The 13,733-nt window shown below is 62.7% G+C and carries 12 protein-coding genes; 8 read left to right on the top strand and 4 right to left on the bottom strand.

Going from position 1 to position 13,733, the window contains the following annotated elements:
* The first annotated feature begins 5 nt into the window (after positions 1 to 5).
* From J4G32_RS16840 to J4G32_RS16870, 7 genes are all read left to right on the top strand, one after another.
* Positions 6 to 983, top strand: coding sequence for a Bug family tripartite tricarboxylate transporter substrate binding protein (locus tag J4G32_RS16840; protein WP_210496680.1), 978 nt, complete (start codon positions 6 to 8; stop codon positions 981 to 983).
* Positions 984 to 1,057: 74 nt separating this feature from the next.
* Complete coding sequence (locus J4G32_RS16845) at positions 1,058 to 1,885, top strand: alpha/beta fold hydrolase (RefSeq protein WP_210496681.1); 828 nt, start codon at positions 1,058 to 1,060, stop codon at positions 1,883 to 1,885.
* Positions 1,875 to 2,675, top strand: coding sequence for an alpha/beta fold hydrolase (locus tag J4G32_RS16850; RefSeq protein WP_210496682.1), 801 nt, complete (start codon positions 1,875 to 1,877; stop codon positions 2,673 to 2,675). Before J4G32_RS16845 ends, J4G32_RS16850 begins: the two co-directional genes overlap by 11 nt.
* Before the next feature lie 36 nt (positions 2,676 to 2,711).
* Positions 2,712 to 3,440, top strand: a complete 729-nt coding sequence (locus J4G32_RS16855; protein WP_210496683.1) for an enoyl-CoA hydratase/isomerase family protein — start codon at positions 2,712 to 2,714, stop codon at positions 3,438 to 3,440.
* Between the two features lie 116 nt (positions 3,441 to 3,556).
* Complete coding sequence (locus J4G32_RS16860) at positions 3,557 to 5,245, top strand: FAD-dependent oxidoreductase (protein WP_210496684.1); 1,689 nt, start codon at positions 3,557 to 3,559, stop codon at positions 5,243 to 5,245.
* Positions 5,246 to 5,634: 389 nt separating this feature from the next.
* Complete coding sequence (locus J4G32_RS16865; RefSeq protein WP_210496685.1) at positions 5,635 to 6,297, top strand: CMD domain protein; 663 nt, start codon at positions 5,635 to 5,637, stop codon at positions 6,295 to 6,297.
* A gap of 15 nt (positions 6,298 to 6,312) precedes the next feature.
* On the top strand, positions 6,313 to 6,924 hold the full coding sequence (locus J4G32_RS16870) for an alkylhydroperoxidase domain protein (RefSeq protein WP_210496686.1): 612 nt from the start codon (positions 6,313 to 6,315) through the stop codon (positions 6,922 to 6,924).
* 55 nt (positions 6,925 to 6,979) lie between these two features.
* Here the strand turns inward: J4G32_RS16870 and J4G32_RS16875 are convergent, their stop codons facing one another.
* From J4G32_RS16875 to J4G32_RS16890, 4 genes are read right to left on the bottom strand one after another with little or no spacing between them, the layout of a single operon-like run.
* The gene (locus J4G32_RS16875; RefSeq protein WP_210496687.1) at positions 6,980 to 7,768 is read right to left on the bottom strand and encodes a heme ABC transporter ATP-binding protein; all 789 of its coding nucleotides are present in this window, start codon (positions 7,766 to 7,768) and stop codon (positions 6,980 to 6,982) included.
* Positions 7,765 to 8,835, bottom strand: coding sequence for a FecCD family ABC transporter permease (locus J4G32_RS16880; protein ID WP_210496688.1), 1,071 nt, complete (start codon positions 8,833 to 8,835; stop codon positions 7,765 to 7,767). Before J4G32_RS16880 ends, J4G32_RS16875 begins: the two co-directional genes overlap by 4 nt.
* A complete protein-coding gene (locus J4G32_RS16885; RefSeq protein WP_210496689.1) occupies positions 8,832 to 9,704 on the bottom strand; it encodes a heme/hemin ABC transporter substrate-binding protein in 873 nt (290 codons plus the stop codon). Before J4G32_RS16885 ends, J4G32_RS16880 begins: the two co-directional genes overlap by 4 nt.
* Before the next feature lie 59 nt (positions 9,705 to 9,763).
* Positions 9,764 to 10,351 carry a biliverdin-producing heme oxygenase gene (locus tag J4G32_RS16890; protein ID WP_210496690.1) on the bottom strand — a complete coding sequence of 196 codons (588 nt, stop codon included), beginning with the start codon at positions 10,349 to 10,351 and terminating at the stop codon, positions 9,764 to 9,766.
* Positions 10,352 to 10,869: 518 nt separating this feature from the next.
* Between J4G32_RS16890 and J4G32_RS16895 the strand changes: the two genes are divergently transcribed.
* Positions 10,870 to 13,653 (top strand): cadherin domain-containing protein, encoded by a 2,784-nt coding sequence (locus J4G32_RS16895; protein ID WP_210496691.1) that lies wholly within the window; start codon positions 10,870 to 10,872, stop codon positions 13,651 to 13,653.
* Positions 13,654 to 13,733 lie beyond the last annotated feature (80 nt).

Raw genomic sequence — 13,733 nt, forward strand, 5'->3', positions numbered from 1 at the left:
CGACCATGCTGAAATTTACGCTTCTGGGCTCCGCCCTTGCTCTCCTGCTCCAGGTCCCGCTTGCGCCTGCCATGGCCGAGTTCAAGCCCACGCGACCGATCGAAATCGTCGTTCATGGCGGTCCGGGTTCAGGCAATGACCTCTTCGCGCGCTCTATCATCGCGATCGTCGAGCAGGAGAAGCTTGCGCCCGTCCGCATGCAGGTGGCCAATAAGCCGGGCGGCGGCAGCACGACAGCGTCCGCCTATCTGGCAAGCAAGAAAGGCGACCCCCACACGATTGGCGTCTTCACCAATATCTGGCTCACCGATCCGCTGCTGCAGGAAGAGGCCAATAACCCCTTGACCAGCATGACGCCGATCGCGCGCATGCTTGTTGAGCCCGCCCTTCTGGTAGTCAAAGCGGATTCGCCCTACAAATCGCTGCAGGATCTGATCAATGCGGCCAAGGAAAAGCCAGGCCAGATCAAGCAGTCTGGCGGCAGCATCACGGCACGTGAAAACATCATCCGGCAGCTGATCGCCGGCGCAACTGGTGCACGCTGGTCGTTCATCTCGTTCCCATCCGGTGGGGAGCGTCTCGCGGCGCTGCTCGGAGGCCACGTCGACCTGATGATTCTCGAGCCCGGTGAGGCAAACGAGCAGATCAGAAGTGGCAAGCTGCGTGTTCTTGCTCAGGTTGCAGAGACGCGCCTCGAAACTTTCAAGGACGCACCCACTCTGCGCGAAGCCGGCGTCTCGATTCCCAACGTGCCGCAGACGCGCGGGATCGTAGCACCTCCCGCCGTTTCTGAGGATTCCGCCAAATACTACGAGGACCTCATGGCGCGGGTGGTCAAGACCGAGGCGTGGAAGAAGTACCTGGAGACCAACTTCTTCGACGGGTCATTCGCCAATTCCAAGGACACGCGCGAATTCCTCGTCTCTTACCAGGATGACATCCGTGGTTATCTCAAGGAAAGCGGCGCGAAAGTCGTCCGCTGAGAATTCCTCCAGAAACCCCATGGCGGCGATTGCCGCCATGGGGTTCAGACTCGTCGAACAAGGGCAAAGGTCTCATGAGTGATCGGAAGTGTGGCGATGCCGTCCATCGCCTGATGGAACATGACGGCGCGACGATCGAGGTGCTAGATCAGGGTAGCGGCCCCGCCATCATCCTGTTGCCTTCGCTGGGCCGCGCTGCCCGTGATTTCGATCCCATTGCACAACGGCTTGCCGAGGCGGGCTTCCGCGTTCTGCGACCGGAGCCCCGCGGAATCGGCGACAGCACCGGCACGCTGGAGGGAATCGATCTTCACACCTACGCGGCCGATGTCGCCGCCGTGATCGAGCACCATGGTGCAGGGCCCGCCTTCGTGGTCGGACATGCATTCGGCAACCGCGTCGCGCGGATGCTTGCCACCGACCGGCCGGATCTCGTGCGTGCGGTCAGTCTCATTGCGGCCAATGTGGGCATAGCGCCAAGTCCACCGCACGTGCGCGAGGCCATCCGCAAGAGCGCCAACCCCGCTCTGCCAGACGCTGAGCGACTCGAGGCGCTGCAATTCGCTTTCTTCGCGCCAGGCAACGACGCTTCCGGCTGGCTTGTCGGCTGGTATCCGGAGGTCCTTGCGGCTGAGCGGCTCGCTGGCGATCGCACCCCGCGCGATGAAGACTACGCGGCTGGGACGGCTCCTGTCCTTTATCTTCAACCAGATCACGATCCGCTCGCGCATGTGGAGGATGCTCATGCCTTCAAGCGCGCCCTGGGCGAGCGTGTGACCGTCATCATCGTGCCTCACGCAAGCCATGCGGCGATTGCCGAACAACCGACATTCATTGCCGATGCCCTGATCGCGTACGCGCGTCGGACGTTGTCGCTCGCGGAGGCGGTTGATGCCGGCTGACAGGGCCGGTTGGACGGAAGGCGGAGGTGTCAGCCTCCGCTTTCGCATCAGCGGTGAAGGCTCGAAGAGCCTGATCCTGTTCCACGGCCTGACCGGCACGCTGGAGACGTGGGATCCGCTGATTCCCACGCTGTCATCGGGTTTTCGCATTCTGCGCGCAGACCAGCGCGGCGCAGGCCAGTCGGAGAAGGTCCGCCAACCCTATACGCTGGCGGACCTTGTGCATGACGCCGAGCAGGTGATCGAAGCGGCGGGGTTGGCACCGCCCTATTATGTCGGCGGCATCGCGTCCGGCACGGCGATCGCGTTGGCTTATGCCGACCGTCGACCGGATGCGGTCGCTGCTTTGGCGCTCTGCGCGCCAGCCTTAAGGACAGAGGCGACCCGTGTGCGGGCTATGATGGAGAGATCGGAGCGCGCCGCCAGAGACGGAATGCGGGCAATCGCAGACGAGACGATCGCTCGCTCGTATCCAGCCCACATGGCTCACGACCAGGACGGCTATCGCGCCTACCGGTCAAGCTTTCTGGCGATTGACCCTGTCGCCTACGGACACGCCAATCGCGTGCTCAGCGCGGTTGATCTCGAGGGTGCAATGGCTTCCCTTCCTCAGCCTGTTCTGTTGATCGCCGGCGCGCATGACCTCCTTCGCCCACCCGATGCGGTGCGCCCGCTCCAGGCGGCATTTCGCCATGGCGAGATGATTACCCTTGCGACCTGCCATCAGATGGCTCTCCACGCGCCGGAGGCTGTCGCAAATGCCATGCTGACGTTCTTTCACCGGCATTGATGCCGGAACCTATCCTCTTGCCTCCGGAGATTGTCCATGTCCGCCCCGACACCTTTTTGCCTTCGACAATCGGAGGGCGTCGCCCGCATCGATCTTGGACGGCCTGAGGAGGGCAATGCGCTCACCCGCCAGATGATGGTTCAGCTTGCCGACCAGATCGGCGCGCTGAGCGACGATTCGAGCGTTCACGTCATCGCCATCGAGGGAAAGGGCCCGATGTTCTGTCGCGGCCGCGACGGTCGCGGCGAATCGGCGGGCGACATGACCGCCTATGACATGCGCACGAAACTGTTTCAGCCGGTTCTCGACACCTATGCGGCGATTGCGGCCGCAACGGTTCCTGTTGTTGCTCTTGTTCATGGTCCGGCTATCGGCTTTGGAGCGGCGCTCGCGAGCGCCTGTGACGTCACGCTCGCCGCCGAGACCGCGACCTTCGCCTTTCCGGAGATCGCGCACGGCATTCCGCCCACCTTGGCGATGTCGGGCGTGTTCGGAAAAATTTCTCCAAAGGCACTTTCATACCTGATCTATTCCGGCCGCACAGTCGACGCGCGCGAGGCTGTTGCCATCGGAATTGCCAGCCAGCGTTTCCCCGACGAGACATTCGAGGCGTCGTCCGATGCCTTTCTGGCGGACCTTGCGGCCAAGAGCCGTCCCATCCTGGAAACGATCAAGCGGTTCGATACCGCCGCCAAGGACCTCGGCCCGGCCCTTCGCGGGGACTACGCCGGAACGCTGATGGCACTCATGCGAACGGCCCGATAGGCAGAGACAGGGTCCGGTCGACAGAACGGGAGCGGTCTTGCTGCAGGCAGGGGTGCGGCATCGGTGCGTCCATGTCATTGTGCTGATGTCCGCGCAGCTTGCCCGAAGGATTTCCCATGAGTCTGATCGACACTCGGCGTCACCAGATGTTTCCCGTCCTCGATGCCGCGCAGATCGCAACCGCTAGGCGTTTTGCCAGCGGGGCCGAGCGCCGGTTCACGCCGGGAGAACTCGTCTACAATGTGGGCGACCTCAATGCTCCGTCCTGGCTTGTCCTCAAAGGCTCGATCGATGTCATCCGTCGCGATGGGCTGGGACACGAAGAGGCCATTACCGCCCATGGCGTCGGTCAGTTCTCGGGTGAGGTCAGTCAGCTTGCAGGCCGAGGGTCGCTTGCGGCCGGCAGGGCGGGTGCCGATGGATGTGTGGCAGTCCCGCTCGACCCACCTCACTTGCGGGCGCTCCTGATCGGATCTGCCGATCTCGGCGAGATCGTGATGCGTGCGCTGATCCTGCGCCGGGTCGGGCTCATCGAAGGCGGTTCGGCCGGCTCGGTGCTGGTGGGCCGACCCGGTGAGGCCGAGTTCGTGCGACTTCAGGGCTTTCTCGCACGCAACGGCTACCCCAACACCATTCTCGATGCCATCGATGACGAAGGCGCCGCCATCGTCGAACGCATGGGCATCCAGCCGGACGAGTTGCCCCTGATGATCTGTCCGACGGGCACCGTGCTCAAGCGGCCCACGGATGCAGAGGCCGGCATTTGTCTCGGCATGACGCCTGAGCTGGATCCTGGCCACATCTATGACGTCGCCGTGGTGGGGGCGGGTCCGGCGGGACTGGCGACGGCGGTCTACGCCGCATCGGAAGGGCTGAACGTGTTGGTGATGGACCAGCGTGCCATGGGCGGTCAGGCTGGCGCATCGGCTCGCATCGAGAACTATCTTGGGTTTCCAACCGGGATCTCGGGCCAGGCCCTTGCGGGACGGGCCTACAATCAGGCGCAGAAGTTCGGCGCCGAACTGGCGATCCCACTGGAGGTCAGGCGGCTGATCTGCCCGGAGGCTGCGTCATCCGACAACACGCCTCTTCGGCTCGAACTGTCCAACGGCCAGATCGTTCAGGCACGCAGCGTGGTGGTTGCCTCGGGTGCGCGCTACCGCCGGCCGGAGATTCCGAATCTCGCAACCTTCGAAGGTGCGGGCGTGTCCTACTGGGCCTCGCCAGTCGAGGCGCGGCTCTGCGAGGGCGAGGACGTCGCTCTTGTCGGGGGCGGAAATTCCGCCGGTCAGGCGGTGGTTTTCCTCGCGCCCAAGGTGAAGCGCCTCCACCTCATTATCCGCGGCAAGGGGCTTGAAGCCTCAATGTCGCGCTACCTCATCGAGCGCATTTCCGCACTCGGCAACGTCGAGATCCATGTCGGCACCGAGGTCGCCGACCTTGAGGGCGACAGAGAAAAGGGCCTGATCGCTGCGGTGTTCCGGGACCGCGACACGGGCGTGGCTCAGCGTTGCCCGCTTCGGCACCTCTTCCTGTTCGTGGGCGCCGATCCCAATGCCGACTGGCTCGCAGGCTGTGTCAGTGTCGACAAACACGGCTTTGTCATCACAGGATCCTCCACGGCGCATCCAGATGAATTTCGAGGCCGGTCCGTCCTCCCATTGGAGACGGATCGCGCGGGCGTCTTCGCCATCGGCGATGTGCGGGCGGGGTCCACCAAACGGGTCGCGGCCGCAGTCGGCGAGGGGGCCGCGGTGGTTGCGCAGATCCATACCTATCTGGCGGCCGTCAACGCGACGCCCTGACGGTCCAGCGGTGAGCCTTCATCGTCCTGGGTCAAGCGCGCAAACCCCCGCGGTCTACGGCTCGCAATCGCAGCATTTTGTCCGCAGGGGAAATTTCTTCTGAGTTTGCAGCGGGAACTAGCAGATATCGTCCCCGCGAGACCGTTCTATAAAAAGAACATTTCGGTTGTGAAGAAGGAAAATCAAAGGTACCTCCTCTCTCGCGGTCGCCGATCTCGTCTACCAGCCCACTCCGTCGATCCCGCATCCGATTGTCATTGGGTCAATCGCATTGGCTGCCACCGGTTGAGCCGGCGATCGGTGGGTTCCGCGCAGGCGCGCCAGCCGATCGCAAGCTTGCTCTTGTGGCTGACCCCCTCAGCTACACGTCCAATAGATGGAGACCCGCCATGACAACACTGCTTCCTGATACCATCGACCTGTTGGCCGGCATCGAGCCCGGCTCGCGACTTGATGCCCTTCGCAATAGGCGTTCGGAGGCCCGCAAGAACGCACAGGACAGCTATCTTGCCCTGTTTGAGAGTGAAGAGCTCGAGTCGGTGAGCGCTCTTGAGCGTTTTGCCGTGGCGTCCTTTGTGACCGGGCTCCACGGCGACAAGGGCATAGCGGACTTCTATGCGTCCGGTCTGCGCCGGCGCGCCGCCCACGGCATCGTGGAGACTGTTGCAGGCGAGGTTGCGCGTGGCGCGACAAGCGGGCCCTATGGGAGCTATCCGGCCGGGCCCCTGTCGTCGGAAGATCAGCCCGGTCTGGCGTTTGCGGTGTCTCCGGCCGGCCGCGAAACCTTGGGAGAGAAGCTGGCCGCAGCCTTTGACCATGCTCATCGACTTGTCTTCAGCCCGCGCGATTCCTCGCCTGAAGCGCTCCAGGCGTTGCTGCAGGCGGGATGGAGCACGACCGGAATCGTCACGCTTTCGCAGCTGGTGGCGTTCCTGTCCTTTCAGATCCGCGTGATCGCCGGCTTGCGTGCTCTTCTGGCCGCGCCTGCGGCAAGCTCCAAGGATGACGTCGCACTTGAACTGGCCAGCGCCGTCGCGTCAGGCCGGTTGTAAGCAGGAGACATTCACATGACAGATCGCATCTTAACCCACCCCAACAACCATGAGCCCGTGGCTTTCACCCAGGATGAACTGGGATGGCTGCCCTGGCTCGAACCCATCGCCGAGACCGAGCTGACCGATCGCCACTGGGCAGGCCTCGTCGACGCCTCGCGCGCGAAGTCGCCCTACTTCATGCTGCTGGCCCGCGACCCGGACATCCTCGGAGCGCGCACGCGTACCGACAAGGACATCTTCTATAATATCAAAGACGGCCTTCCTCGCGCGGAGCGCGAGCTTGCAGCGACCGCCACGTCGCGAGAGAATGGCTGCATCTACTGCGCGTCTGTCCACTCGCGATTTGCGACCACGCATTCCAAGCGCAAGGGCGACGTGCAACGGCTTCTCGACGAGGGTGTGCCAGTCGATATCGACAAGCGCTGGAACGCAATCATTGCGGCATCCGTTGCGCTGACGCAGACGCCCGTCAGTTTTGGCGGTGGCGAGATTGAGCAACTGCGCGAAGCGGGCCTCGCCGATGATGAAATCATCGACGTGATCAATGGTGCTGCGTTCTTCAACTGGGCGAACCGTCTGATGCTGTCGCTCGGAGAGCCGGAGCTTTCTGCAAAGGCCTCATAGTGAACGCGAGTGTGCACCGGCGTCTGGCAGGGCGCCGGCTGCGCCGGGGCAGGCTTCACTCGGCGACGAGCCTCCACGGTTGCTTGGGCAGATGCGAAGAGGCGAGGCGGATCCCGAACACATCAGCGAGCCATGATGGGGTCAGCACGTCTTGCGGGCAGCCGCGGGCGACAAGGCGACCGTTCCACAGAAGTGCTAGATCGTCGGCCAAGCTCGCCGCAAGCTGCAGATCATGCAGGACGGCCACGACCGCCAACCCGGAATCGGCGAGACGGCGCGCTTCCTGTAGCAGCCCAAGCTGGTGTTTGAGGTCGAGGCTCGCGATCGGTTCGTCGAGAAACAGAACCTGTCGATGTTCCACGGTGGCACCCGCCGTGAGTTGCGCCAACACGCGGGCGAAATGGACGCGCTGGCGCTCCCCGCCGGAGAGCGTCTGATAGTTTCGGCCCCCGAAATCCGCGATGTCCGCCCGCGCGAGCGCTGCCTCGACGTGTTGCAACCGATCGTCGGCCGTGAGCCCGATGCCGATGCCCTCGACGCCGAGGCGCACGACTTCCAGCACGGTGAATGGAAGGCTGAGCTGCGAGGATTGCGACATGACGGCCCGCAGATGCGCGATCCGCCATGCCGATGTTTCGCGCAAGAACCGTCCGTCGAGACAGACTTCGCCGCAAGTCGGAGTCAGCTCGCCGCATAACACCCGCAGCAGTGTTGATTTGCCGGCCCCATTGGGACCGACAATGATGCTCAAACGGCCAGCGTCCGCCTGGAAGTCGATCTTGTCCACGAGCCAGCGTCCGGCGGCCCAATAACCGATGCCCCGTGCATCCAGCACAGCGCTCATTGCAATGCACCGCCCTGATGCCGCAGGAGAAGCCACAGGAAGAAGGGCGCGCCGATGGCGGCCGTCAGGATCCCGATCGGCAGCTCTGCGGGGGCAACAATGACACGGGCGATGCTGTCGGCCGAGATGAGCAATGTTGCGCCGAGCAATGCGGAAGCCGGCAGCAGCAAGCGATGATCGGGACCGGCGATCAACCGCAGCACATGCGGCACCACGATTCCAACAAAGCCGATGATGCCCGCGCAGGCGACCGACGCACCAACGGCGACCGCGACGAGAAAGATGGCGGCGGCTTTCATCCGCTGGACCGGGATACCAAGGTGAAATGCTTCGGCTTCGCCAAGGGCCAGCGCGTTGAGTGCGCGCGCCAGAAAAGGTGTCGCGAGAAGCATCGGCAGGATCAAGGGAGCGACCGTCTTCGCTTTAGTCCAGGTCGCGCCACTGAGCGACCCCAGCGACCAGAATGACAGGTCGCGCAATTGCCGGTCATTGCTCAGATAGGCGAACAGGCCCATTCCCGCCCCCGCAAGCGCACCGAATGCGACACCGGCGAGCAACATGGTGGCAACGGAGGTTCGGCCACCCCGGGTCGCGACGAGATAGAGGCCCAGGGTCGTGAGAAGCCCACCCAGGAACGCACCAACCGGCAGCGCTGCAAAGGGCAACGCCCCGGTGGACGACGACAGTAGGTTGTCGCCCAGCATGATGGTGGCGGCTGCCGCCAGTGCAGCCCCGGCCGAGACACCGACGAGACCGGGATCGGCAAGCGGATTGCGAAACAGGCCCTGCATGAGAGCGCCCGAGGCCGCCAAGGCAGCTCCGACCAGGGCGCCCAAGATAACCCGTGGCAACCGGACCTGAAGAACAACCAGCCCATCACCGCCCGGCGCATTCCAAGACTGGCCGAGGACGGCCAGGACACGCGCCAGCGGGGTTCCGGTGGCTCCGATGCAGAGAGACGCTAGCACCGAGGCTGCGAGACCCCCCGACAGGGCCGCAAGGACCAAGCTGGGTCGGCGTCGCCACAGCGATGGAACTGGCCGCGCGGCTATCCTCGCAACGGTCATGGTTTCTGAGCAGTGCCGAGCAGTCCCGGATACAGCGCCATCATCAGATCGCGCGCAGCCGACGGCGTGCGGGGGCCGAAGCCGAGAAGATAGAGCCCGTCCATGACGACGAGCCTGCGGCCGGCCGCAGCGGGTGTCGCGGCAAAGGATGGGAGCGCGAAGGGGTCGCCGGCCGGGCCACCCGGGCCGTGGGTCATCATGACGATCGCCTCGGGCGCTGCGGCGATGATCCCTTCGTCCGACAGCGGCTTCCAACCGGAAAGGGTGGACGCTGCATTGGTCGCACCTGCCAGCGCCAGCATCGCATCGGCGGTCGTGCCGCTGCCACCCACAAGCGGCCTGCCGTTTTGAAGTGACAGCACGAACAGGACGCGCAGGGGCGCGGGAACCCGCGTCCGCAGATGCGCCAAGTCCGCAAACGCGCGATCGACTTCATCGCGCAGAACAGCGCCGCGTTCCTGCGCACCTAAAGCGTTGGCGATATCGCGGATGCGGTCGGCAATGCCTTCCGGGCTTGGCATGTCATTGACGCGGATAATCGGAATGCCGGCTTGCTCGATCAGCAGCAAGGTGTCGGGCGGCCCTGCGCCTTCACCGGCAAGGACCAGGGTCGGACTGAGAGAGAGGATGCCCTCGGCGCCGAGAGCGCGAACATATCCGATATTCGCCTTTGTCTTGAGCGCCTCCGTCGGGAATTGACTGGTCGAGTCAACTCCGACGATCTCACTTTCCATCCCCAGACGGTAGAGGATTTCCGTAACCGCCCCGCCGACGCTGACGATCCGGCGCATGGGGGCTGCGTGCAGGGGAGCGACGACCAGACTGAGAGCGCCTGTCAGCAGAAGCGCGCGACGGGAGAGATGCGGCATCGAGAGAATTCCTTGGCGGCGCGCGCCGGCTTTTCGGCGCACCATCGCGGAGAGGGCCGTCAGCCGAAGACGACGGTCACGCGGTTTTGAACGAAGCGGAAGGCTTCGGCTGCCGCGGCGTCGGCGCGGTCTTCCTCGCAGGGCGACAATGCGACCGCATTGAAATCAGAAAGAAACGTGCGCCAGCTCAAAGCGCGCCCATCGGGATGTCCGGCGAGATGCCGCGCGCCGAAATCAGCACCCAGCCCCAGTTTCTGCGCCATCTTGAACAGAAAGGCCGCGCCAAGATTGGAGCCTTCGGCGACGTAGAGCCAACCCAGCGCCTCGGGCAGCTCGAACGCGCCGCGTCGGTCCGTCAAAGATTCGCGATTCAGCCCGAGATCGGCAAGGTCCTGATCGATCAGCCCAAAACGTGCGCGTTGCGCTAGGCCGGGGAGCAGAGCGTTGAGCACAGGACTTTGGTAGACGCTCTCGACCCGCTGCAGAAAGGGGTGCTGCACCTGCAGAAACAACCCGTAGCGTTCCCTCGTCTCGAACGGCCGGCTTCTCATCATGCCCTTATCGAGCGTCTCGTGAAGATGGTGCGTATGAGCGCGCAACCGGACGGAGCGGAGTGTCGGTTCGGTCTCGAGGGCTGACGCTGTCATGGGGACTCATTCCCGGGTGATCGCCTGGATCGGCTTGTGACAGTCAATAGCCGCAACACGGCATTGAAGTAAAGATCGTGGGCAGATCAAATAACGAAACTTATCGCCATTTAGTACTCTGGCATCGTTCTAAAATGCGCTCGATACTGCTTAAATCGGAAGCGTATTCGAGAATGTTGTGGGGACGTTGCAAAAGGAGGTGCGGGAGAATGACCTAGATTATAATTGTTATAATTTAAATCTATCAGATTTTTCAAAGATTTATACCCATTTTTACTCGACAGTGGTCTCGTCGCGACTTAAAGGAAACGCACCTTCCGCAGGCCCGTTCCAGTTTAAGAGCGTGTCCGCAAACCGAGGCCGTCATGTCAGGATGCGACGCGAACAAAATCTCGAGTCTGTCCAGCCAGTCCGGAACGACCGCGGGTTTCGAGCGATGTTGACCCAAGTCTGACACCGCCGCGCTGAACCCACGACCTCTTCAAAGTCCTTTCGCCTGATTACGGGAACGATGATCCATGCCCGATTCCGCGACCACGCTCACCATCGATGCCTCCGCTGCCGTTGGAAATTTCGATCTTGAGACGTTCCTGGCTGACTTCTACAGCGGTCTCCCGGTGGCAAGTTATGCATTCTACGGCGGGACGCCCGATCAGGCTTATGGTCAGACATATTACATGAACGGAAGTCAGCTCGCCTTCACGTTCGCCAACAGCAACAAGATCGTCCTCATTGACGGGGTCGATCTTGCCTATGACGGCATCCACAGCCCCGGCAATGGCCATGGCATCACCGGTACGATCAACAGCATCACGTTCGGCACCACCAACGCCGATACGCAGCCGAGCGATGGCGCGGCAGGGCATGGGGTGCTGACGGGTGTCAACAGCGAGGTTGTCTTCTCAGGATGGGCAACGAGTTCCGCGGTGGGCGCGGGGACGCTGCCGAGCAATGCCGTCTATACCCTCTACAATCAATTGCTGAAGGGCGGCACCGATGCCGCGTCCGTGCCGGCTCTGGCCGCGACGATCGCAGGCTACACCCATCAGATCATCGGCTCGCAGTTCGACGACGCACTGGCGGGAGGCGCCTATAACGACACCATCGACGGCGGTAACGGCCAGGACACGATCAGCCTTGATGGCCAGCGAGCCGATTATCAGATCGTGCGGAACAACGATGCGAGCTTCACGATCACTGACCAGAGGAGCGGCGCTCCGAATGGTGTCGATACGGTCAAGAATGTGGAGAGCTTCGCGTTCGCCGATGGCGTTGTCGCGGCGGCCGATCTGGTGGCGCCCGACAGCAACGATCCGGATCCGGCTTCCTTCATGACGATTGACGCCTCAGGCGCCAGCACGGGTATCAATGTCGAGGCGTATATCCGTGGCGGCTTCCTGTCCGACACGACCGGTGGCGGGATGCCCGTTTTCGACAACGGGAGCACTTTCTCGGGTGCTGAGATGATTGTCGGATTCGGCAACACGGCCGCGTCCAAATACGTGCTCGCACACGGTTCTCTCGAGTATTACTTCGGAACCCACACGGTCTGGGGTGAAATCAACACCATCGAATACGGAACCCGCGGAGGAGGCACCTACGATTCAAACGGCTTCTTCAGCGGCGGCGATGTCGAACTGAAGATCACCGGCCTGTCCCTCGTCAATGCCAAGCCCGCAAACGCGACCGACGAAGCCGAAATCGAGCTGAATGGACCGGTGCACAACTTCGCTCTCGCGCATATGTACGGAGCCGCAGCGGATGCCGCAAAGCTTGCCAAGTATGCCGATGCTCTCGATGGGCAAGGCCAGCACTTCATCGGTTCGGCTTTCGCCGATGTGTATGGGGGCACGGACCATGACGACTGGATCGAAGGCAAGGGAGGCGCGGACCAGATCCTCGCTTCCAGGGGCAACGACACGATCGATGGGGGCGCCGATTCCGATACAGTGATATTCACGGGCGCGAAGGCCGACTATACGCTGGCCAAGGATGCGGGCGGAATCGTGACAGTCGTTCGCAAGGACGGCCTGGGCACCACCACACTGAGAAACACCGAGATCGCGCATTTTAGCGATGTGGCGGTGGACCTTGACACCCTGGCCGAGGAGGCCGCAGGGCAACCTCCGCAGGATGTCGCGCTGTCGAATCTCGCCATCGCGGAGAACGCGGCCGTGGGCACCGTGGTAGGCACGCTCTCGGCGACGGACCCGGAAGGAAAGGCCGTCACCTATCGGTTGACCAATGCTGCCGGCGACCGCTTCGCGCTGGTGGACAATGCGATCGTCGTTCATGGTGCGCTCGACTACGAGTCCTTCGGACACCATTTGATCGGCGTGGAGGCGCGCGATGCTGATGGGAACGCGACGGCAGCGACTTTCACCATCGCCGTCACCGACGTCAACGAAGCGCCCTCACAGCTCTTTCTGTCGAAAGCGCATATCAGTGAAAATGCCGAAGTGGGAACGCGGATCGGCACTCTCTCGGCCCTTGATCCGGAGGGGGACGCCATCAAATTCTCGCTTCTGTCCAATGCGGCCGGACGATTCAAATTGGTTGGCAACAAGATCGAGCTTGCGAATGGCCTCGACTTTGAAAAGGCCCAGTCCCACACGATCACCGTTCAGGCGACGGACGCCAAGGGTCTGTCGATTCAGCAGAAAATCACCATCGCGGTCGATGACGTGGCCGAGACGATCGTTGCCAAGAGCAGTGGGGGAACCACCAAAGGCGGCACCGGCGTCGACCTCATTCGCGGCAGCGCCAGGAACGACAAGATCCATGGCGGCGGCGGAAACGACAAATTGTCCGGTGGCCATGGGAAAGATGCGCTTTTCGGCGATGCGGGTTCTGATCGTCTCTATGGAGGAAATGACGCCGACAGGCTCTCGGGTGGCATCGGCAACGACACCCTTTACGGTCAGGCCGGAAACGACCGTCTTTCAGGCGATGCCGGCGCCGACAAGCTCTTCGGTGGTGCGGGTGCCGACACATTCGTCTTCAGCAAGCTTCGCGACAGCACTGTCGCGACAAGCGGACGAGACACCATCGGCGATTTCTCGTTCAAGGCTGGCGACAGGATCGATCTGGCTGGGATCGACGCGAATGTGAATCGGACTGGCAACCAGGCTTTCTCGTTCATCGGCAAATCGGACTTCCACGGGAAATCCGGCGAACTGCGATACGAAAAGGTTGCCGGCCACACCTATGTGTACGGCGATGTGGATGGTGATGGCCTGCCCGATTTCTCACTGCATCTGAACGGATCGCACGCCGTCACCAAAGCCTACTTCATTCTCTGACCATGAAGGCGGCCGAACCTCTCACCCGGTGGCGACATCGCCCCCAGGGCGCACCGCATCTCTGCCTGTCGCATGCGGGT

This window comes from Microvirga antarctica, from assembly GCF_017921815.1.
Lineage (GTDB): Bacteria > Pseudomonadota > Alphaproteobacteria > Rhizobiales > Beijerinckiaceae > Microvirga > Microvirga antarctica.

Bases quoted from the DNA above. Each gene is read 5' to 3' on its own strand.
- J4G32_RS16840 (WP_210496680.1), top strand. From the start codon at position 6: ATGCTGAAATTTACGCTTCTGGGCTCCGCCCTTGCTCTCCTGCTCCAG.
- J4G32_RS16845 (WP_210496681.1), top strand. From the start codon at position 1,058: ATGAGTGATCGGAAGTGTGGCGATGCCGTCCATCGCCTGATGGAACAT.
- J4G32_RS16850 (WP_210496682.1), top strand. From the start codon at position 1,875: ATGCCGGCTGACAGGGCCGGTTGGACGGAAGGCGGAGGTGTCAGCCTC.
- J4G32_RS16855 (WP_210496683.1), top strand. From the start codon at position 2,712: ATGTCCGCCCCGACACCTTTTTGCCTTCGACAATCGGAGGGCGTCGCC.
- J4G32_RS16860 (WP_210496684.1), top strand. From the start codon at position 3,557: ATGAGTCTGATCGACACTCGGCGTCACCAGATGTTTCCCGTCCTCGAT.
- J4G32_RS16865 (WP_210496685.1), top strand. From the start codon at position 5,635: ATGACAACACTGCTTCCTGATACCATCGACCTGTTGGCCGGCATCGAG.
- J4G32_RS16870 (WP_210496686.1), top strand. From the start codon at position 6,313: ATGACAGATCGCATCTTAACCCACCCCAACAACCATGAGCCCGTGGCT.
- J4G32_RS16875 (WP_210496687.1), bottom strand. From the start codon at position 7,768: ATGAGCGCTGTGCTGGATGCACGGGGCATCGGTTATTGGGCCGCCGGA.
- J4G32_RS16880 (WP_210496688.1), bottom strand. From the start codon at position 8,835: ATGACCGTTGCGAGGATAGCCGCGCGGCCAGTTCCATCGCTGTGGCGA.
- J4G32_RS16885 (WP_210496689.1), bottom strand. From the start codon at position 9,704: ATGCCGCATCTCTCCCGTCGCGCGCTTCTGCTGACAGGCGCTCTCAGT.
- J4G32_RS16890 (WP_210496690.1), bottom strand. From the start codon at position 10,351: ATGACAGCGTCAGCCCTCGAGACCGAACCGACACTCCGCTCCGTCCGG.
- J4G32_RS16895 (WP_210496691.1), top strand. From the start codon at position 10,870: ATGCCCGATTCCGCGACCACGCTCACCATCGATGCCTCCGCTGCCGTT.